This window comes from Salinithrix halophila, assembly GCF_042650125.1.
GTDB classification, from domain to species: Bacteria; Bacillota; Bacilli; order Thermoactinomycetales; family DSM-45169; genus Salinithrix; species Salinithrix halophila.
Window position 1 is genome coordinate 525,012 of the sequence record NZ_JBHSAP010000018.1, and the last position, 19,888, is coordinate 544,899.

A 19,888-nucleotide genomic window follows, 5' to 3' on the forward strand; every position below is an offset into this window, starting at 1 on the left:
CTTCCCCTCTCTCCTTTCACATGGGTAATCTTGTCAGCTGCAACTGCTTTCCGTTACAACGGCGGTCACCCAATCATCCCGGTGGATGACTTCCTCGGGAGCATCGGGAGCAATTCCCTTTACCGTTGTCGACTGCCATCCCTTAACCTGGTCGATCAACACCGAGGGATAGCGGGTAACCCCGCGTCCGATAGGAATTCCTTTTGGGTCCGTTACTTCGACAATATCGCCTTCGAAAAACACGCCTTCCACCGCTATTATCCCGCAGGGGAGAAGGCTTCCCCCTTTCTCCAGCAAAGCATGAACCGCACCCTCGTCCACCTGCAACCTACCTGCAGGCGTGGAGTGGGCGGCAATCCACTGTTGTTTGCGGCTCACATGGCGAGGGGCGGCTTCAATGGTCGTTCCGTCCCCTCTGCCTCGGACAGCCCGGAGCATCCACTCCGGCTCGCTCCCGGCAGTTCCGATATGGACCTTCACCCCGGTTTCCGCCGCCAACCGTGCCGCTACCAGCTTGGAGCGCATCCCGCCGCTTCCGAGAAGGCTCTTACTTCCGTCCACCTGTTGGATAAGCGCTTCATCGATTCGATCCAGACGGCGGATGGGCCGGGCGTCGGGGTGTTTATGGGGATTGTCGGTATATAGGCCGTTTGTGTTGGTGACAAGAAGCAGCCAATCCGCTTGCAACAGGCCTGCCACCAAGGATGCAAGCGTATCATTGTCTCCCCAGCGGATTTCGTCTACCGCTACGGAGTCATTTTCATTGATCACCGGAACTACCTCTCTTTCCAGAAGGTAGTTCAAAGTAGCCAAAGCATTCAGGTACCGTCCTCGGCTTTCCAAATCACTTCGAGTTAACAAGACCTGAGCGCAACCGGCTCCTTTCGCCGCGAATAGCTCCCGGTACCGTTGCACGAGAGCGCCTTGCCCCACCGCTGCGGCTGCCTGTTTGCCAGCCAGCGTCCGCGGTCGAGAAGAGAGCCCCAGTTCGTGAAAGCCAGCTGCGATTGCTCCTGAAGAGACCACAACCACTCGAAAGCCGGCTTCTCTTAAGTGAAAGACCCCGTTCACATGATGGTTGAGACGGTTTTCATCCAACTGTCCTCGCTCATCTGTCAGGGAAGAGGTCCCGATTTTGACTACTACCGTCTGTCTGTCCATTCCGATTAACCTCCGTTCAACCATAACAAAAACCCTCCTTCGTCGAAGGACGAAAGAGGGTTCTTCCGCGGTACCACCTTTGGTTGGCACAATATGTGCCCATCTCTGAGCAGCGATCAGCTGCATTCCCTGCTAACGGCGGGAAGCCCGTTCCGTCTCATCAACGGCCGCATCAGGAGGTGGGTTCGAAGGGACGTCCCGGCAGAACCTTTCAGCCGACGGGTTCTGCTCTCTCTGCACGGTTAGTCCATCCTACTGGCCTCCGTCCAAGCGTTTCTATCCGGTCGTTTGTAATTGTGTATGATTATGCACCGAAGACAGGCTCCTTGTCAACCGGTAATCGATCACAAAAGCAAAAAACGGTCCTTGAACCGGGCGATATCGCGATACAGAGGAAACAACTTACAGGATGCCTTCAGAGTTCCTTTTCAAACTGGACGGCGTCGAAATTTTGCCCCGGCCACCGGGTGATGCCAATCTTCCGGTAACCCAATTTTTCATATAATCCCGGTAGCCAGGGGTGATTCTTTGCGGTATCGAGATAAATTCTTCGCCGTCCCCGTTTACGGGAATGCTCCTCGGCGTAATCCATCAGCATCTTGCCAAGCCCTTGACCCTTCAGGTCCGGAGAGATACTGAACCACCCCAAATGGTCCAGGCTTTCATCCCCATCGGTTTCTTTTAGGCGCACCGTTCCTTGCACCTGTCCATCCTCATCGTTCAACAGAATATATATTTCGTCGCGCAGCACACTCTCTTCCACCGCACTGAGCGATACATTGGTCGCTTCCATGTTGAAACCCTGCTTTTTAATGGGGCGATACGCTTTGTGCAACTGTTCCCGTATGGATGGGGCATCATCCAGTTTTGCTTTGCGAATCGTCCACATACGCTTCCCTCCCGAGTGATTTTTTAACCCACAGGGTTAGGCCATTCTTCACTCGGGAAATTATATACCCAGGACTGCCCATTGAAAACCGGTAATCCATTTCAGTCACTATTTTTTCAAATTCCACTCATCCCGGCTATAGCGGGAATTCACCAGGTCTTCAGCCAAACGTTTCTCATCCTCCGTCAACTCCCCCCGTACCAGCTGGATTCCCATCCCTTTCGAAAACCCATAGGCGAAAGCATCTACGGCCTCTTCCATCGTAACGGGCTCCTCTCGCAGTTGGTTCAGAGCTACCGCTTTGGTGAGGAAGCCTTTCTTCATCCGCTCCTTCACCCGTTCCGAGGGAAAACGGAGGACATCAAACAATTGATCCACATCCAGCTGAAGCAGAATCGAGCCATGCTGCAAAATCACTCCTCGTTGCCGGGTTTGAGCGCTGCCAGCTACCTTGCGCCCTTCCACAACCAGCTCATAATTGGAAGGAGAATCAAAACAAGCAGCAGAACCCATCGACTCATATTGGGCCTTTTCCTCCTCTGATTCCAGAGGGACCATTTCCGCCTCCAGCTGGAGACGTCGGAACCCTTCTAACAGACCGGAACTGATCACCCGATAAGATTGGGTGACGGAGGTAGGCATATCCGGGGAATCCTCTCGGACCACCACACTGTAAGTAAGTTCTTGATCATGAAGGACCGCCCGTCCCCCCGTAGGGCGGCGAACAAAGCCAAGACCCCGCTCTTTAAGAGCGTCCATATCCACTTCTTTATGCACCTTTTGAAAATATCCGATAGAAAGCGTGGCCGGGTCCCACCCGTAAAAACGGATGGTCGGCGGCACCTTCCCTTCGCTGTGAGCAGTCAGGATCGCTTCGTCAATCGCCATGTTCTCTGCACTGTTTTTCAATCCGGAATCAAGCAAACGCCATTGGGTTGTCGTCATGAGGCTGTCCTCCACTCTATCTTCACGTCTCAGGTTTTCAAGTACCGGGCGATATTTCCCTATCTCATTGTAACGCCGGAAGGATACAGGGACAAATCGCCTTCTTTTCGTTGGAGAAATGGATTACCCAGAAGACCGGATAATATTTTCCGGACCGACCAAAGGGTGAAGAATAGTCTCCAACGGTGTACACCGATAACCCAGTTCTCGTTCCGCCTTTTCGGAAGAATACCAGGCATACCATCCGGTCAACCTCCCCAGATCCCAGGCAAAAGCGGCATCCCTACCGGCCACCCATCCCTGGATTTCCGCCAGTGCGGCTGCCCCCAGGGCAAGCATACGCCCCATCCGATGGATCGAACGGGGAGTCCCAGCTACCTCAGCGATCTGTTGAAAAGCTTCCCGCATCTCCCAGTTGGTTCCCCCCAGTATGTAACGCTCCCCGCTCCTTCCTTTTTCCGCCGCTAGGATATGGCCGCGCACGACGTCCTCCACTCCGCAAAGGCTGATTCCCCCCGCGGGAGCGACGGAAAGCTTCCCTTCGGCCACCATCCGGACAAAGGAAGGGGAGCCCGGCCCCAAAATCACTGCCGGATTCACCACCACCACTGACAGACCCTTTTCCACCGCGCGAAGGGCTTCCTCTTCTCCCCGTCGTTTGGCAATCGCATAGCCGTTATTCAGTGCGTCTCCATTGAAAGGGAAAGTTTCATCAACAGTAACGGCATCAGGGGAGAAACCGACCGCTGCCGCTGAGCTGGTATGGACAAACCGCTTCACCCCCGCCCGTAACGCCTCGGCAACGATATGTTTCGTCCCATGAACGTTCACCTCCATCATCCGGGAACGGAGACGCCGTCCCCATGCCACCTCACCCGCAACATGAAAAACCGTATCCATTCCCTCACAACAACCGGCAAGGGAATCCGGTTCCAACACATCTCCCCGTACCCCCTTCACCCCTTCCGGCAGGCGTGCCCTCTTTTCCTCAGACCGGTAAAGAACAGATACGTCATGCCCCTTCTCCAACAATTTCCCAACTAGACGGCACCCCAAGAACCCGGTGCCTCCAGTGACCAATGTACGCAAATGCACCCCTCCTTGGATGATCACGGTAAAAAAAGGGCTCGCACTCCCCTTCCCTCTACTTTTTTAGTCTACCATCCCGCCCCTCTTCTCCGGTTGAGCAATTTCCCTATTCGCCTACAACAAAAAAAGCGCCAGAGGCGCCTCCTTAATGGCGGGTTATCAGTCGCAGTCCCCGTAGGTTAATCCATGTCCATAGGGGTACAGATCCGGGATGGTCACCGGTAGCTTGCCGGCAGGCCGATTAGCTCCGAATAGGGTATCCACCGCTGCTTTCAGCGAGACGGAACGGAAGCCGTATGCAGCGACATAAGCGTCTACATCCGGGTAATCCTTTAGGTCGTAGGGGTTTCGGAAAGCGATGACGGTCATTGGTTTGCCCAACTTTTGCAATTCCTTGACGAGTTTTACTTGCTTCGGATAAAGGCTGGAAGAGTAGGTGCCGACGATCAGTACATCCTGCCCTTTAGCCACTTCCACCGCTTCGGTAATTTCCCGGTCGGTTGGATTCATTTGTCGATAGCGAAGCTCGGTAAGGTTGGCATGGTAGGGAACTGTATCCTCTTTAAGAGAGTAAGAGCTGATGATTCCAAGCTTCTCACTGGGGTCCATTTTTAGGGGGAGTAAGCCGTTTTTGTTTTGGACCAACGTGATCGATTTCCGTGCCAATTTCGCCGCCTTTTCCCGATGTTCAGGGGTTCCTACGCGCTCGGCTACTTTTCCCACATCCACCTGGCGCTCAGTGAACAACCTATATTTCACTTTCGCCTTCAGAATACGTTTCACCGACTGATCCAAGCGCTTTTCAGAGATTTCACCGGATCGGACTGCTTTCAGCAATTCGTTATATACCTCGCGTTGTTTCTCCGTTGTCAGCTCCGGCGTCAACAACACCACATCAGCCCCTGCCTCGACCGCTTTCACCGCTGCCTTCGGCACACCGCCGAAGTAGTCGGCCACTCCCGCCATCGTCATCGAATCGGTAATGATGATCCCCCGATATCCCATTTCCTTGCGCAGGAGACCGGTTAAGATCGGCTTAGAAAGTGTGGCTGGCAGCTTCGGTGTGTCATCTAGGGCCGGTACGTGGATGTGGGCGGTCATAATGGCATCGATTCTGCTACGGATCGCCCTTTTAAAGGGAACCAACTCGACACGCTCCAGTTCTTCCCGGGATTTGTCGATCACCGGGAGTCCCAGATGAGAATCCACGTCGGTATCCCCATGGCCTGGAAAATGCTTCGCCGTAGCCACTACCCCGTTCCATTGGTAGCCCCGGATCGCCGCCACTCCCATCCTAGCCACCAGTTGCGGATCCTCCCCGAAGGAGCGGACCCCGATCACCGGGTTATCAGGGTTCACATTCACGTCCACGTCCGGCGCCAAATTCATATTGATTCCAACGGCTTTCAATTCCGCTGCCGTAAGGGCCGCTGCCTCATAGGCTCCCCATCGATCCCGACCGGCTCCAAGGGCCATATTGCCGGGCAGTTCCGTCGCCCCTGTCGTCATCCGGGCGACCACTCCGCCCTCTTGGTCTGTGGCGATCAACAGTGGAATCTTAAGGCGGGTGTTTTCTGCATAGGTCTGCAGGCCATTGTTCAACTGGGCGGTCTGTACCGGATCTTTGACATTTTCCGACCAGGCGAACAGGATCACATTCCCCGCGTGAACATCCTGGATTAGGTGCCGGATGTCTTCAGAGGGTTCACTTCCTTTGAAGCCGACCATGATCATCTGGCCAACTTTCTCCTCCAGGGACATCTTTTTCAACAGCTTATGGATGTTCACCTTTTCCTTCCTCCCACCCTCCGCCCCGGCAGGTACCCCTAACAGGAGCGAAATGGATACCGCCAGGACCAGGACGACTGTAATCCTTTCCTTCAGCTTCATGGGCGACCTCCTCCCCTCTTCCCCCTATTCTATTTTAAGGCCAACCGGTTAGAAAAGAACGAATATTACGTGAATAGGTGGCGCTACCACGACGTAACTCCCCCATCGACCACCATGGTTTGCCCTGTGATATGCCCCTTTTAATTCATCGATCCGGCCCAAGCGATTCATCGGAATGTCAGCGCTGAGCTCTTCGCCGTACCGTTCCAGAAGCCCCTGGGACATCTTGGCGGGGAACCAGCTGGTGCGATGGCGTTTACCCGGATGTTGTAACGGGCCCAACTGGTAGCCAGGTCGCGGGTCATATTGATCACCGCCCCTTTGCTGGCGTTATAGCCGACTGTCTGCATATAGCCGGGACGCCCACCCACCAGACCGGAAACTGAAGCGTTATTGACAATACAGCCGCCATGTTCCTGTGCGATCATGACTTTCCCCGCTGCCTGGGACATCAGGAACGTTCCTTTGACATTGACATCCATCACCTTCTCAAATTGGTCCAGAAGCATCTCTTCCGGCAGGGCTCCCCAAGTCGTTCCACTGTTGTTGACAGGATGTCAATCCCGCCGAAAGGTTTACAGGTTCCCCGAACCACATTCTCCACATCAGCCGGATCGTGACATCGCAAGAAAAAGACAGTGCCTCACCTCCATTCGCTGCGATGGATGAACGGACCTCTTGACAAGCTTCTTTTTTTGAGAGCAGAGCACCACCTTGGTGCCCGCCTCTGACAAGGCTTCGGCAAACGTTCTTCCCAAACCTCGGCCACCCCCAGTGATGATGGCCGTCTTTCCGTTTAAACAGAACAGATCAAGCGTGTTCAATGGTTCTCCCCCTTTCATGGATCGAATCCGTCTAGAAGCCTGTGGAGGAAACGTTGGTAGCTCTATCATGGAGTACTTCGCGGTTCACTTCATTACACGCCGAAAATCCTCTTTAAGTACGGGTTAAGAAACAAGCCCCTGGGATCAAGATGCTCACGCAGATACTGAAAATCCTGCCACCGGGGGTAAAGCTTCTCCAAATCCCGTGCTTCCAGACTGTGCATCTTTCCCCAGTGAGGTCGCCCCTCGTAACGTAGAAAGATCTCCTCCATAGCCCGAAAATACGATCGCCACTCCATCCCCTTGTACATATGGACAGCCACATAGGCAGAATCCCTTCCGTATGCTGGGCTCAACCAGATGTCTTCCCCTCTGACGAATCGGCACTCCACAGGAAAATGGACACTATGGCGCTCCTCCTCAATCCGAACCTTCATCTCCCTGAGAACATCGGGAAGGGCGTCTGCGGGAATACTGTACTCCATTTCACAGAAACGGACCTTCCGAGGGGTCACGAATACCCGCCGGCTCATCCCTATCTCTTTCACCGTCGGAATCCCGCGGGCTGAAATCCGGCTCACTGCCGCACAGAGGCGGGGTTGGTAACGAGCACTTTCCGACAAGCACCAGTAGACCCCATTTTCCAATACCGTTCGACTGAAAGAACCCCACCACCTCCGCCCCTTGGAAGGCACTTTTGTCTCATCGAGAAATTTCGCCTGGACACTATCTGTATAAGGAAACCAGAAAAACTCGAAATGCCGGTGCTCCCTCTTATAGTGGTCCAGGGACGCCAACACCTCTTCCAATCCCATTCTGCGGCTTTCCATGCGGAGCAGATAGCGGGGACGGACACGCAGATCCACCCCGATGATCAGGCCGAGGGCCCCGAGAGAGAGGCGCGCTCCCTGAAGCCAATCCGGCTTTGTATCCGGTGAACAAGTGATGATCTCCCCTTCGGCGGTCACCAGTGTGACGCCTTCCACCTGATCCGACAAAGTGCCAAAGCGAATACCGGTTCCATGCGTACCCGTACTGACGGCTCCCGCAATCGTCTGGGCATCGATATCCCCCATATTTTCCATCGCCCATCCCCCTTCTTCCAAGGCGATTCCCAAGGCGGCCAGCTTCGTTCCAGCACGGACTGATGCCCGGCGGGCGCCCGCATCGATCCCGATCAGGCCCTGGATGCCATCCAATGAAACCAGGACCTGATCGGTTTCCGCCAACGGGGTAAAAGAATGACCGGAGCCAACCGCCCGCAGCGTTTGGCCCCTCGAAGCGGCACGGCGTACCAACTCCACAGCTTCATCGGGGGTACTCGGGCGAATGATGTCTGAAGGCATACAACAGACGGAGCCAGCCCAATTCGTCCAGGTGGCCCTTCGGACAGACGTGTTCACAGAAAACACTTCCCTTCTCCCCGATAGGTGGGGTAACGATCCACCACGCGGCCCGAGGATATGATCAGAATTTCATGGAAACGTTCACACATCTCTCCCGCCTTGGCATGCCGAAACAAAATCGGATCCCCTAGATCCAGGTTGAGGGCACCTGAACCACAGACCGGAGTCTGAACCTCCCCCGCACCTTCAGAAGGAAGAAGCTTCAGCCCCTCCGGTAGCCAGGGTGTCGGTAAGCGGTCCCTCCCCGCTGCCCCAGAAGCTGGATATCCACCCCCGGCACACGTGACGATCCCGGAAGCGGGCTTACGGGTGACCTCCAGAGCGAATCCCGCTGCCGGTTTTCCATGGAATCCACGATAGTGGTCAAACAGAACGGAGGTGAAAAAACCGGAACCTGCCGTCACTTCCGTAACGATATCCTCCCGAGCGGTTTCCCTCAGGCTGCCAGTTCCACCACCGTTGACAAAACGAGGTTTTATCCCCCTATCCTTTAAAGCTTTGAGCCAATCCCTCCGCTGCCTGGCAATCCGGCGGATCGAATGTTGCTTCAAAAGCCGAACGATCCCGTTTCGAAGCGGCTTTCCCGGTACCCAATCGCCAACACCCGCCACCTGAGCCTCATAACCCATCACCCCTTCCAGTTCCACCCGGGGGGATTCTCCTATAAATCGGGCCAATTCCAAGAAAGCCTCCAGGGAACGAAGGGGAGAGCGACGGACGCCAAAGTGAAGCCCGGGCCAGGAGACGGAAAGATCCATATCGATGCAAACCGGAAAAACCCAATCTGTTCCCTGAGCGATCGCGTCTAAGCGGCTTACGTGCTCGACGCAGTCCACCATGAGGGTGATCCGCTTCCCACTGGCCAGCTCCCCACCCACCCGCATTAGTGAAGAGGCATCCCAAGCGGGATAAGCAACCAGTAAATCGTCCAGCCCGTGTTCTTCGCTTAAAAAGAGCGCCTCAGGGACAGAAAAACACATGACTCCTTGAAAGCGATCGCCCGATTCTAAGATATGCCGGATCAGGGGCACACAACGGATGGATTTACTGGCAATGCGAATCCGTTTTTTCCCTGCCTCCTTCAAAATGAACCCGATGTTTTCTTCCATCCGATCAAGATCCAGAAATGCCAGCGGTAGGGAATACCCTACCAAGGCCGCCCGATATTTCTGATACTGATAATCCTCCATCATCGCTCCGCTCCTTTGCAATAAAACCCGCCGTTGGCGGGTTTTACAGGATTTTTCCTTACGAAGCCGTTTCGATGGGAGCGAGGTTTTTCACCTCTTCTTCGGTAAAGGGGCGGGATCGGATTAGGAACCGGATGCCTAGAGGGATTTCCAGGGAGAAGGAAGCCCCTCTCCCCTTGGTGATATCCACCGTCAGCTGGGTATGCTTCCAATATTCAAACTGCGAACGTGACATGTAAAAAGGGCACCCAACAATTTCCCCCAGCCGGACATCCGACAATCCCGTCCGGAATTGACCTTGCTTAAAACACATCGGGGAGGATCCGTCACAGCAGCCTCCGCTCTGGTGGAACATCAGCTCACCGTGTTCGGCCCGCAATTGATCGATCACTTCCTTCGCCCCTTCGGTGACAAGGACGCGGGGGACACGTTCCATTCCATTTCCCTCCTTTCAGGCTTAAAACAGCCCAACAGGGTTTTGATCATAGGATATCAGGAGGTTTTTTGTCTGCTGATAATGCTCCAGCATCATTTTGTGGGTTTCCCTTCCGATTCCGGAGTGTTTGTATCCCCCGAAGGCAGCATGGGCGGGATACTGGTGGTAACAGTTGACCCAGATCCGACCGGCTTCTATCTTGCGGGCCACCTGATAAGCCTGGTGTGCGTCCCGGGTCCACAGTCCCGCGCCAAGGCCGTATAAGGTGTCATTGGCGATCTCCACCATCTCCGCCTCATCTTTGAAAGTAGCGACAGAAACCACCGGACCAAAAATCTCCTCCTGGAAAATCCGCATCTTGTTAGTCCCTTCGAAAACCGTTGGCCTCATATAAAATCCATCGGGATAAGCTTCGTTATGGAAGGCTTCACCGCCAGCCAACACTTTGGCCCCTTCCTGTTTACCGATATCCAGGTAGCTCATAATCTTTTGAAATTGATCCTCCGAGGCCTGAGCTCCCATCATCGTAGCAGGGTCCAGCGGATCGCCCAGTTTGATTTTGTGTACCCGATCCAGCGCCTTCTCCATAAAGGCTTCATAGATCGACTCCTGGATCAAGGCCCTGGAAGGACAAGTACAAACCTCCCCTTGGTTGAGTGCGAACATCGTAAATCCTTCCACGGCTTTATCAAAGAAAGCGTCTTCCTTTGCGAGCACGCTTTCGGTGAAAATATTAGGGGATTTCCCGCCAAGCTCCAGGGTCACGGGCTTAATGTTTTCCGATGCAAACTGCATGATCAGCCGCCCAGTAGTCGTCTCTCCAGTGAAGGCGATCTTACCGATATCCGGTGAAGTGGCCAGGGGTTGTCCCGCTTCCGGTCCGAAACCGTTGACGATGTTGAAGACCCCGGGTGGCAGGATGTCTGCGATCAGCTCCGCAAAAAGAAGAATAGTCGCCGGGGTTTGTTCCGCCGGTTTTAGGACAACGCAATTGCCCGCCGCCAGGGCAGGAGCCATTTTCCATACAGCCATCAGGAGCGGGAAATTCCAGGGGATAATCTGGCCGACCACCCCGATCGGTTCCTTAATATGCATCGAAACGGTTTGGGCATCGATCTCCGATACTCCGCCTTCCTCTCCGCGGATGACCCCGGCAAAATAACGGAAATGGTCAATGGCAAGCGGCAGGTCTGCGGCCAACGCTTCTCTGATCGGTTTCCCATTATCCCAGGTTTCCGACACTGCCAGCCGCTCGCTGTTTTCTTCCAATACATCCGCCATTTTCAGAAGGATACGGCTTCGCTCAGCCGTCGGGGTATTCGCCCATTTTTCCTTGGCTTCGTGTGCCTTTCGGATCGCTAGTTCGATATCCTCTTTTTTGGAGCGGGCCACACGGGTAAATACCTTCCCATCGACAGGCGACGGATTGTCAAAGTACTCCCCGCCCAAAGGGGCCACCCACTCACCGCCGATGAAATTCTCGTACTGTTTTTTGTAATGCACTAGACTTCCGTCGGTGTTTGGCTTTTTGTAGCCAGCCAAGGTTACGCTCATCCCTAACATTCCTCCTCAAAAAAAGTGGGAATCCAAAGGGGATCCGAAAACACACCCTTTCTGTTCATCTTTTCAACAAACTGGAAGTGGTTCCCTTCTTTCAAACAGAATTTACAAAAAACCCGTCGGCCCATATCCGGGTCGACGGGTTTTAAGGGGAATTTTTGTGCTTACAGAAACCGAATGGTCAGAGGATACCGATACGGAGTACCCTCGTTGGCTCGAACCGAGGCGATAATCGTTAGGACGAGGCCCGTAAGGTAGATGACTGGAACCAGAATAAATCCGATCAGAAGCAACAGCAGGACACACGCGACCAGGAAATAAAGGGTCATGGAGAGCTGAAAATTGAGCGATTCCTTCCCCTGTTGATCGACAAAGGGGTGTTCGTCTTTTTTGATCAACCACACCACGAGAGGCCCGATGATATGGCCGAGGGGAAGCACCAGATACCCCACGATGGCACTCAAATGGCACAACATTCCCCACGTGCGCGCTTGTTTCTCTTGGATGTCTTCATTCATTTTCTCTTTCCCCCTCTAATTGATAACCCATCTGTATGGATAACCCATAACATTATCTCTATGCCGACTGGTGGGGATCCATCATGGCAACACCCGCCATCGACTGTTCAGACGAACCGTTCGACTCACGAATTGTTCCAGATCCCGCCGGTAATCCAACCGTTCCCGCAAGCGGGGAATCTGCTGATCGTGAAACCCTTGCAGGGATGATTCATCCTGCCATATGCTAGTGACCAGATACCGCTCCCGGTGCTCCAATTCCCTGGAGAAAATCCCTCTCAGCATCCCTTGGGCATTACTCAGCGCAGGATTCCATACTTCACGCTGTTCTTTGGCAACATTCAGATCTCCTCCGACCCGGGTTGCCATATCGCTGACACGTAGGAATTCACCTTGCCGGAGGGCTGTGTAGAGATTTTTTTCTTCCCCTTTCATTTCTTCAACCTTAAGAGAAAGAGCAATCCGGATAGAATCATAAGTCTCTGCTTGAGCGCTTCCTTCAAAGATCCGGTCGTGAAAATCAATCATAAAACGCTGGAAGGATTGGGAATCCTTCCAGAAGCCCATCACACAGGCCTCCCAGGGCCGATTGACATTCCAACCGCCCACCTGCCCTAAAAAACCCTCGATATACCTCAATGCGTTCCAGCTCGTTTGAGCACGGGAAAACAAGGTTCTCTTTTCCCTTCGGACATCACAGAGAATCCATTTCACCAGCATTGCCATCCCGCCTGTTCCACTGTTGGCCCATCAGAGTTCATAGCGACCCTATCATAAGCACGGGATGCCGCACGCTTGGCCCGGTTCCCTTTCTTTCTGTCTACCCTTTCCCCCTTGGCTTCAAACCCTGGATTCCTTTCTTTAACTCCTTTTCCGTATTCCTTTTTTTCTACCATCCAACCTGAAAAGCCCCGTTTTCAGCAGGGGCTTTTCTAGTCGGTTATTTTCCCTTTTCCCAACGAACAACAGGCTTACGAGCAGCAGTAACTTCATCCAGGCGCTTTACCAACGTATGATGGGGGGCCTCCTGAATCACTTCAGGTTGCTCTTCCGCTTCTTTGGCCAGTTTCGCCATCACGTCAACAAAATGGTCCAGCGTCTCCTTCGATTCCGTTTCCGTCGGTTCAATCATCATGCACTCTTCCACGATCAGAGGAAAATAGACGGTCGGCGGGTGAATCCCGAAATCGAGCAAGCGTTTGGCCATATCCAAGGTACGAACGCCCTGTTTTTTCTGACGGTTCCCTGAGAGGACAAACTCATGCTTACAGTGCTGGCTATAGGGAACCTCAAAGTGAGGTTCCAGCTTCTTCATCAAGTAATTGGCATTGAGCACGGCATTCTCAGCCACCAAGCGCAGACCATCGGGACCCATCGTCCGGATATAAGCATAGGCGCGAACCAACATCCCAAAGTTTCCATGATACGCTTTTACCCGACCGATGGACTGAGGAATATCATAATCGAAGCCATAACCATCTTCCTTTTTGCCCACCAGAGGCGCTGGGAGAAAGGGAGCTAGCACGTCTTTCACACCAACGGGTCCGGAGCCGGGACCGCCGCCCCCGTGGGGAGTTGTAAAGGTTTTATGCAGATTGAGGTGTACGACGTCGAAACCCATGTCCCCGGGACGCGTTTTACCTAGAATCGCGTTGGCGTTGGCCCCGTCATAATAAAGGAGCCCTCCCGCTTCGTGAACAATATCGGCGATCTCCTTGATCTCCCGCTCAAAAAGGCCTAGGGTGTTGGGATTCGTCAACATCAAGGCGGCGGTATCATCACCGACGACTTCCTTCAGGTCGGCTACACTGACCAGCCCTTCATCATTAGACTTCACCGTCACCGCTTTAAACCCGGCTACGGTAGCGCTAGCGGGGTTGGTGCCGTGAGCAGAGTCGGGAACGATCACTTTGTCCCGCTTCATTTCTCCACGAGTTTCGTGATAGGCTCGGATCATCATCAGGCCCGTCCATTCCCCCTGGGCCCCGGCAGCGGGCTGTAGGGTGACACGGTCCATCCCGGTGATTTCGGCCAAATCCTGTTGCAGTTCATACATCAACTGAAGCGCTCCCTGAACGGATTCCTCAGACTGATAGGGATGGATTTTCGCAAAACCAGGATAGCGAACCACATCTTCGTGCACTTTGGGATTGTATTTCATCGTACAGGAGCCCAAAGGATAAAACCCGTTGTCAATCCCGTGATTGCGGCGGGAGAGTTCGGTAAAGTGGCGGACGAGATCTAGTTCGGACACCTCCGGCAGTTCGGCGGGCGTCTCCCTGAGCATCTCTTCCGGAAGACATGTTTCCGGATCTGCTTCCGGTACATCCCACTCCGGCAGGCTGTATGCCGCTCGGCCCGGCTTGCTCATTTCAAAGATCAGTTGCTTTCCGTCGCTCATGCCAATCCCTCCAGTACCCCGGCCAAATCTTCAATCTCTTCTTTGGTCCGCATCTCAGTGACCACAAGCAACACAGAGCCTTCCAGCTCCGGATAATCGCGGCCCAGGTCATACCCGCCGATGATTCCGCCCGCGAGAAGTTTGCTGTTGACTTCTTTTACCGGGTTGGGAAGCCGTAACGCGAATTCATTGAAGAAGGGGCGACTGAAGCAAGGTTCCACTCCAGGCACCCGGCTGAGACGTTCTTTTGTGTAATGGGCCTTGGAAAGGTTGAGAAGGGCTAGCTCTTTTAGACCCTCTTTGCCGAGAGCCGTCATATGGACGGCGGCGGCAAGGGCGTTAAGCGCCTGGTTGGAACAGATGTTGGAAGTTGCTTTCTCCCGGCGAATGTGTTGCTCCCGTGCCTGGAGAGTGAGAACAAATCCCCGCACCCCTTCCTCGTCTACCGTCTGACCAACGATTCGGCCCGGAACTTTCCGCATCAGTTTCCGGGTTACGGCAAAATATCCGCAGTGGGGACCGCCGAACTGTGCCGAAATGCCGAATGGCTGTGCATCCCCAACCACGATGTCGGCACCGAATTCTCCCGGCGGCTTTAGGAGGCCCAGGGAAACCGGGTTCGCGCTAACGACGAACAAACCCTTATGCTTATGAGCAATGGGCTCGATCCGAGACAGCTCTTCAAGATTGCCGAAAAAGTTGGGGGATTGAATGATCACCCCAGCGGTATCTCCATCTGACGCTTGATCCAATCGATCCAGATCCGTCGTCCCATCCGTGCAGGGGATCTCGACCACTTCCAAACCCAAGCCTTTAGCTTGAGCAGCCAAGATTTGACGGGCTTCGGGATGAACCGCTCTCGATACGAGAATCTTCCTCTTCCCGGAAACGGATGAAGCAACGCCTGCTGCCTCAGCGAGGGCTGTCGGTCCGTCATACATCGACGAGTTGGCCACTTCCATCCCTGTCAGCTCGCAGATCATCGTCTGGAATTCAAAAATTGCCTGCAGTTCCCCCTGGCTGATCTCCGGTTGGTAGGGGGTATAAGCCGTATAAAATTCGGATCGGGAGATCAAGTGGTTGACTACGCTGGGAATATGATGTTCATAGGTCCCTGCGCCTAAAAAAGTAGGATACCGGTCAAAGGATGCGTTTTGGCCAGCCAAACGGGCCATATGCCTTGTCAGTGCGGTCTCGGACAGAGGTTCCGGCACCGACAATCGTCCTTGAAACCGAATATTTTCCGGAATGTCACGAAACAGATCGTCGACGGAATCGATTCCGAGCACAGACAACATCTCATGCCGGTCTTGTTCCGTCATGGGCAGATATCGATATTTCATCAGTCTCCTCCTCTGAAAATAACGCTTATCGGCTCAAGCTTTGGATCGCTTGTAGAAAGGCGTGGGCACGATCGTGGCGGCGACCCGCTTACCGCGGATTTCCACGTCTAGTTCCGTCCCGACAACAGCGTGCTCACGCTTCACCAAGGCGAGTCCCACGTTTTTTTTCAGGGTGGGAGACTGGGTTCCGCTGGTGACGACCCCGATCTCTTCCTCCCCCTTGAAGACAGGATAATGGGAGCGAGGAATCCCCCGGCCCGTCATCTCTAAGCCAACCAGCTTGCGGGGAGCTCCGTCTGCTTTTTGCCGGGCCAATACATCCCTACCGATAAACTCCCCTTTTTCCGGTTTAACAGCAAAACCGAGTCCAGCTTCGATGGGGCTGATGCTGGCGGATAGCTCATTGCCATATAGGGCCAGACGCGCTTCAAAGCGAAGGGTGTCCCGGGCGCCAAGACCGCAGGGGATCACGCCTTCCACTTCCCCTTCCGCCAGAATCCGGGTCCAGAGGACAGGAGCATCTTCCGCCGGCAAGTATATCTCAAATCCGTCCTCTCCCGTATAGCCCGTACGAGAGATCAGACCACGGACCCCGGCAATTTCTACATCGTCTTTAAAACGGAACAGTTTGATCTGCGACAAGTCTGCTTCCGTCAGCCGTTGCAGCACCGTTTCCGCCAGGGGTCCTTGCAGGGCGAGCTGGGCCGTTTCATCAGAAACGTTTTTCACCTCGACGTCCCCGGAGGCGTGTTTCTCTACCCATTCGACATCTTTCTCCGTATTGGCCGCGTTGATCACCAAAAGGTAGGATTCTTCCCCCTTTTTATAGACCAACAGATCATCCACCGTCCCGCCGTCAGGGTAGCACATCACCGTGTACTGAGCTTGCCCGATTTTGGCTTTAGACAGGTCGTTGGTGGTCAACCGCTGCACCAGGGCATAAGCGTCCGGACCGCTGATTTCCACTTCGCCCATATGAGAAACATCGAAGAGCCCAGCCCGGGTGCGGACGGCTTCGTGTTCTGCCTTGATCCCTGAAAACTGGACCGGCAACTCCCAGCCACCAAAGGGAACCAGTTTGGCCATATCCTTATAACACGGATACAGCGACGTCCTTTTCAATTCGGCCACGATTTCCACCTCCATACGATTAGAACTCAGTGTACCACCGATCCGCCTTGGACAACCGGCAGCCTGAGTGAAAGGTTCCCCGATCTGATGACCCCTGTCCGATGACCTGAGAGTTAGACCCGAACAATTCGGGATTGCCCCTTGGGTGGCCTTGTCGTGCAGCGCTTTCCAGAGGAACGTCCGGCGGGCCTCCTTTTGCCTGAGAGATTCACCCGGATGGGCTTGCTCCTTCGGCGCCACATGGATGTGGTCTCTCCTCCCGCCATCAACCGCCGAAACCAGGGATTTTCCTTTTCATTGTGCCACAACTCTCTCCCTATTTCGATACCTTCGTACAAAACAAAAAACGGCAGACTTTCCTGCCGGATTTCGATCTTCCCCACATCATAGGTAAGGGTTCACATAAACCTCCCTTTCGTCAACCATACTACTATGGAAATCAATCCCTACCTTCGGGAGGTGTCCGGAATGGATTCGGTACCCATCCGCATGGATCGTAGATGGTTAAACGACTTTCAGCGCCACATCGAAGAGGACAGCGGCTGGACCACATGGGAACGGTTCAAGTTGGCTTTGGAAGCCGCTGACCTCCAGCGGGTCCCGGACTTCAACACCCTCCGCTGCCTGGAACATATCATGGGCTTCACCCCTCTTCCCCATCAGATCGAAACCACTCACCGCGTCTTAGAGGAAATGAGAGGACGAGCCATCCTCGCTGACGAAGTCGGGCTCGGAAAAACCATCGAAGCCGGTCTGATCCTAAAGGAATACATGGTAAGAGGAACGGTGAAAAATGCCCTCATTCTTGTTCCTTCTTCTCTTGTGCTTCAATGGACAAGAGAACTGAACCAAAAATTCCAGATCCCTGCGGTTGCCCAAAAGAAAGAATGGATGTGGGATCAATACGATATCCTCGTCGCCTCCATCGATACGGCCAAACGGGAACCGCACCGTTCCAAAGTTCTCAGTCGGCACTACGATTTTTTAATCGTGGATGAAGCGCACAAGCTGAAGAATCGCCGGACAAAGAACTGGCAATTCATCAATGAAGTAAAAAAGAAGTATGCCCTTCTACTCACCGCCACCCCCGTCCAAAACGACCTCCACGAACTGTATAACCTGGTCACCCTTTTGAAACCCGGTCACCTCGGACAACATGCTGCCTTCAGTTCCAACTACGTGGCGGGTAAACGCAAACCTAAAAACGAAGACCAGCTCAAAGAGGAAGTACAACGGGTAATGATCCGCAACAAACGAAGCGACGGTCATATCGTTTTCACTAAACGGAACGTACAGACCATTCCCATCACTCTCTCCCCTGCCGAACGGGCTCTTTATGATGGGGTTTCCCAATTTGTTCGAGAACAATATCAAAACGGCGGGGGAAACCTGAAAAGTCTTCTCTCCCTGATTACCCTTCAGCGGGAGGTGTGTAGCAGCCGAGACGCCGCCTTTCTGACCCTGTTCAAACTATTTAAGAGGGGAGAAGCGGGAAAGGAGACCCTCTCACCCGAAGTCACTTCTCTTGTAGAGCTGCTCCGGTCTGTTGAGAGCCAATCTAAGGTGGAGGAAGCCATCCGGCTGATCCGGTCTATTGACGACAAAGTGATTATCTTCACCGAATACCGTGCTACCCAGGATCTCCTCCTTCGTTCCCTATCCGCCCAAGGGATCTATGCGGTCCCTTACCGAGGCGGCTTTGCACGGAACAAGAAGGACTGGATGATGGAACTCTTCCGGAATCGAGCCCAGGTTATGGTGGCGACGGAAGCCGGAGGCGAAGGGATCAACCTTCAGTTTTGCCACCATATCATCAATTACGATCTACCCTGGAACCCCATGCGGGTGGAACAACGGATCGGCCGTGTTCACCGACTCGGGCAAACTCATGATGTATCAATCTACAATTTCGCCACCCGGGAGACGATTGAGGAGCACATCGTATGGCTTCTCCACGAAAAAATCGATATGTTCCGCTCTGTGATCGGCGAGGTGGAAACCATCTTGGAACAGATGGAGCTGGAAGAAGACGTCGAACAAAACCTGATGCGGATCATGCTGGAATCCCAAGATGACGAAGAGGTTAAAAAGCGCCTTTCCCAACTGGGAGACCGGTTCACCTCCACCCAACGGGAAGTTCAAGTTGAAACCGACAGACGGGAAGTGTTGTTGGATGGAACCCAGCCAAGTTAGATCCCTTACCCTTCGGTATCTAAAGTCCCATGACTGCGAAATTATCGAAGACCACCCCGATTATATGGAAAGCCGCCTTTCTGTGGAAGCTGATAAAGACCTCATCCACCGACCCTTTTACTGGATGTACGTTGAAAAAATGGGTTTTGAGCCACAGCCGTCCACCCTGTTATTCACCTTTAAACCAGGCAAGGCTCCTCCCGGCGTCCGTTCAGAGCATCTGACTTGCGGTTCCCCCCGCTTTAACCAGATGCTCCATTCCGCTCGTAAAAATGGTCGTTTTATCCGATTATACGAAGATTCTTTCAGGGGGGCTCGGAAGGCCGACTCCCGTCCCTACGACCCCTGGCTCGCAGTCAACTACGAGGTCTCTTCTATCTGTGACCGGAAAAAAGATGAACTCCTTAGCTTGGGAATCCACCTCCGGACAGGAGAAATCATCCAAGAATTCCACCAGCGGATCCAGAACAAGCAGTGGACACCCCGGCTACCTGACCGGCGGCATACGCTACCGCCTCTTCTAACCGTTCCAGAAGCGGTCGGAGAACTGGAATTTTGGCTGCAGGGCTGGATTGAACATCAAGATCTCTCCTGGGCTGTCCAGGCAAAGAAACGGCTGGAAGAAGAATTAGCCCAACTCCATGCCTACTATCCCGAAGAATGGCGCATGAATGATGAACTTCATACAGAAAAAAAGCAACGTTTACGAGAAACCGTCTGGCAATACCATCCCCGTGTGGAAGTAGAAGTGGTGAACGCCGGACTCTTCTACCTGGACAGCGACACGTAATCCGGAGGGCAGCTAGCCTCCGGGATTTTTTATAAAGGGAATGTAAAGGCTGTGTTTGGAATCCATATATTTGTCGGGAACAGCCTATAAACTGGCAGATCGGCATGGTATCTTATAACGAA

16 protein-coding genes, 1 pseudogene and 1 riboswitch are annotated in these 19,888 nt (G+C 53.7%); of the genes and pseudogenes, 2 read left to right on the forward strand and 15 right to left on the reverse strand.

Annotated elements, in window-relative coordinates; all coding sequences use genetic code 11:
- Window positions 1-33: 33 nt before the first annotated feature.
- The 15 genes and pseudogenes from proB to gcvT form a co-directional block, all read right to left on the reverse strand.
- The gene (gene proB, locus ACFOUO_RS15660) at window positions 34-1,185 is read right to left on the reverse strand and encodes a glutamate 5-kinase (protein WP_380706077.1); all 1,152 of its coding nucleotides are present in this window, start codon (window positions 1,183-1,185) and stop codon (window positions 34-36) included.
- Window positions 1,186-1,576: 391 nt separating this feature from the next.
- Window positions 1,577-2,050, reverse strand: coding sequence for a GNAT family N-acetyltransferase (locus ACFOUO_RS15665; RefSeq protein ID WP_380706078.1), 474 nt, complete (start codon window positions 2,048-2,050; stop codon window positions 1,577-1,579).
- Window positions 2,051-2,158: 108 nt separating this feature from the next.
- Window positions 2,159-2,995 carry a lipoate--protein ligase family protein gene (locus ACFOUO_RS15670; RefSeq protein WP_380706079.1) on the reverse strand — a complete coding sequence of 279 codons (837 nt, stop codon included), beginning with the start codon at window positions 2,993-2,995 and terminating at the stop codon, window positions 2,159-2,161.
- Between the two features lie 123 nt (window positions 2,996-3,118).
- Window positions 3,119-4,084 (reverse strand): NAD-dependent epimerase/dehydratase family protein, encoded by a 966-nt coding sequence (locus ACFOUO_RS15675; RefSeq protein WP_380706080.1) that lies wholly within the window; start codon window positions 4,082-4,084, stop codon window positions 3,119-3,121.
- A 159-nt stretch (window positions 4,085-4,243) separates the two neighbouring features.
- Complete coding sequence (locus ACFOUO_RS15680; RefSeq protein ID WP_380706081.1) at window positions 4,244-5,974, reverse strand: glycoside hydrolase family 3 protein; 1,731 nt, start codon at window positions 5,972-5,974, stop codon at window positions 4,244-4,246.
- Window positions 5,975-6,141: 167 nt separating this feature from the next.
- Window positions 6,142-6,867: pseudogene (locus tag ACFOUO_RS15685) on the reverse strand (SDR family NAD(P)-dependent oxidoreductase).
- A 23-nt stretch (window positions 6,868-6,890) separates the two neighbouring features.
- Entirely contained in the window at window positions 6,891-8,210 is a 1,320-nt protein-coding gene (locus ACFOUO_RS15690; protein ID WP_449329109.1) for a D-arabinono-1,4-lactone oxidase, read from the reverse strand.
- Window positions 8,198-9,397 (reverse strand): amino acid deaminase/aldolase, encoded by a 1,200-nt coding sequence (locus tag ACFOUO_RS15695; protein WP_380706083.1) that lies wholly within the window; start codon window positions 9,395-9,397, stop codon window positions 8,198-8,200. The genes ACFOUO_RS15690 and ACFOUO_RS15695 overlap by 13 nt, the downstream gene beginning before the upstream one ends.
- Before the next feature lie 55 nt (window positions 9,398-9,452).
- A complete protein-coding gene (locus ACFOUO_RS15700; RefSeq protein ID WP_380706084.1) occupies window positions 9,453-9,830 on the reverse strand; it encodes a DUF779 domain-containing protein in 378 nt (125 codons plus the stop codon).
- Window positions 9,831-9,851: 21 nt separating this feature from the next.
- Window positions 9,852-11,384, reverse strand: coding sequence for an aldehyde dehydrogenase family protein (locus tag ACFOUO_RS15705; RefSeq protein ID WP_380706085.1), 1,533 nt, complete (start codon window positions 11,382-11,384; stop codon window positions 9,852-9,854).
- A 170-nt stretch (window positions 11,385-11,554) separates the two neighbouring features.
- A complete protein-coding gene (locus tag ACFOUO_RS15710) occupies window positions 11,555-11,908 on the reverse strand; it encodes a DUF4870 domain-containing protein (protein WP_380706086.1) in 354 nt (117 codons plus the stop codon).
- A gap of 81 nt (window positions 11,909-11,989) precedes the next feature.
- The gene (locus tag ACFOUO_RS15715; RefSeq protein ID WP_380706087.1) at window positions 11,990-12,634 is read right to left on the reverse strand and encodes a YdbC family protein; all 645 of its coding nucleotides are present in this window, start codon (window positions 12,632-12,634) and stop codon (window positions 11,990-11,992) included.
- A 214-nt stretch (window positions 12,635-12,848) separates the two neighbouring features.
- The gene (gene gcvPB / locus ACFOUO_RS15720) at window positions 12,849-14,309 is read right to left on the reverse strand and encodes an aminomethyl-transferring glycine dehydrogenase subunit GcvPB (protein ID WP_380706088.1); all 1,461 of its coding nucleotides are present in this window, start codon (window positions 14,307-14,309) and stop codon (window positions 12,849-12,851) included.
- Entirely contained in the window at window positions 14,306-15,652 is a 1,347-nt protein-coding gene (gene gcvPA, locus ACFOUO_RS15725; RefSeq protein ID WP_380706089.1) for an aminomethyl-transferring glycine dehydrogenase subunit GcvPA, read from the reverse strand. Before gcvPA ends, gcvPB begins: the two co-directional genes overlap by 4 nt.
- Window positions 15,653-15,685: 33 nt before the next feature.
- Window positions 15,686-16,783 (reverse strand): glycine cleavage system aminomethyltransferase GcvT, encoded by a 1,098-nt coding sequence (gene gcvT / locus ACFOUO_RS15730; protein WP_380706090.1) that lies wholly within the window; start codon window positions 16,781-16,783, stop codon window positions 15,686-15,688.
- Window positions 16,784-16,960: 177 nt separating this feature from the next.
- Window positions 16,961-17,052: riboswitch (glycine riboswitch) on the reverse strand.
- A 199-nt stretch (window positions 17,053-17,251) separates the two neighbouring features.
- On the opposite strand from gcvT, the gene ACFOUO_RS15735 reads away from it, so the two are divergent.
- Both ACFOUO_RS15735 and ACFOUO_RS15740 read left to right on the forward strand, forming a co-directional pair.
- The gene (locus tag ACFOUO_RS15735; protein ID WP_380706091.1) at window positions 17,252-18,976 is read left to right on the forward strand and encodes a DEAD/DEAH box helicase; all 1,725 of its coding nucleotides are present in this window, start codon (window positions 17,252-17,254) and stop codon (window positions 18,974-18,976) included.
- A complete protein-coding gene (locus ACFOUO_RS15740; RefSeq protein WP_380706092.1) occupies window positions 18,957-19,766 on the forward strand; it encodes a YqhG family protein in 810 nt (269 codons plus the stop codon). Before ACFOUO_RS15735 ends, ACFOUO_RS15740 begins: the two co-directional genes overlap by 20 nt.
- Window positions 19,767-19,888 lie beyond the last annotated feature (122 nt).

Bases quoted from the DNA above. Each gene is read 5' to 3' on its own strand.
- proB (WP_380706077.1), bottom strand. From the start codon at position 1,185: ATGGTTGAACGGAGGTTAATCGGAATGGACAGACAGACGGTAGTAGTC.
- ACFOUO_RS15665 (WP_380706078.1), bottom strand. From the start codon at position 2,050: ATGTGGACGATTCGCAAAGCAAAACTGGATGATGCCCCATCCATACGG.
- ACFOUO_RS15670 (WP_380706079.1), bottom strand. From the start codon at position 2,995: ATGACGACAACCCAATGGCGTTTGCTTGATTCCGGATTGAAAAACAGT.
- ACFOUO_RS15680 (WP_380706081.1), bottom strand. From the start codon at position 5,974: ATGAAGCTGAAGGAAAGGATTACAGTCGTCCTGGTCCTGGCGGTATCC.
- ACFOUO_RS15695 (WP_380706083.1), bottom strand. From the start codon at position 9,397: ATGATGGAGGATTATCAGTATCAGAAATATCGGGCGGCCTTGGTAGGG.
- ACFOUO_RS15700 (WP_380706084.1), bottom strand. From the start codon at position 9,830: ATGGAACGTGTCCCCCGCGTCCTTGTCACCGAAGGGGCGAAGGAAGTG.
- ACFOUO_RS15705 (WP_380706085.1), bottom strand. From the start codon at position 11,384: ATGAGCGTAACCTTGGCTGGCTACAAAAAGCCAAACACCGACGGAAGT.
- ACFOUO_RS15710 (WP_380706086.1), bottom strand. From the start codon at position 11,908: ATGAATGAAGACATCCAAGAGAAACAAGCGCGCACGTGGGGAATGTTG.
- ACFOUO_RS15715 (WP_380706087.1), bottom strand. From the start codon at position 12,634: ATGGCAATGCTGGTGAAATGGATTCTCTGTGATGTCCGAAGGGAAAAG.
- gcvPB (WP_380706088.1), bottom strand. From the start codon at position 14,309: ATGAGCGACGGAAAGCAACTGATCTTTGAAATGAGCAAGCCGGGCCGA.
- gcvPA (WP_380706089.1), bottom strand. From the start codon at position 15,652: ATGAAATATCGATATCTGCCCATGACGGAACAAGACCGGCATGAGATG.
- ACFOUO_RS15735 (WP_380706091.1), top strand. From the start codon at position 17,252: ATGGATTCGGTACCCATCCGCATGGATCGTAGATGGTTAAACGACTTT.
- ACFOUO_RS15740 (WP_380706092.1), top strand. From the start codon at position 18,957: ATGGAACCCAGCCAAGTTAGATCCCTTACCCTTCGGTATCTAAAGTCC.